The sequence below is a fragment of the Novosphingobium sp. B-7 genome, assembly GCF_000410615.1.
Taxonomy (GTDB): Bacteria; Pseudomonadota; Alphaproteobacteria; order Sphingomonadales; family Sphingomonadaceae; genus Novosphingobium; species Novosphingobium capsulatum.
In genome coordinates, this window is record NZ_KE148442.1 from 1 (window position 1) to 261 (window position 261).

Sequence of the window (261 nt, forward strand, 5' to 3'; positions counted from 1 at the left end):
CGCGCGCCTGCGCCAGGGCCTGTTCGGCCGCGCGCCAGCTATCCCATGCGCGCGCCACCTCGGCCGCGTCGGCGCGGGCATAGCGATCGAGCAAGGCCCGGTGGCCACGCGCATTGACCAGCCCGCGATCGTCGTGCTGCCCATGCAGTTCCACCAGAAACCGCGCCAGTTCGCGCAGCAGCGCCACGCCCACCGGTTGGTCATTGATATAGGCACGGCTGCCGCCATCGGCGCGCAACCGGCGGCGGACCAGCAGGGGCC

Annotated in this window: 1 pseudogene; it reads right to left on the reverse strand. The window is 72.8% G+C overall.

Annotation, left to right across the window (positions count from 1 at the left end):
- Positions 1-261: pseudogene (locus tag H926_RS35015) on the reverse strand (DNA repair protein RecN); the annotation flags it as partial.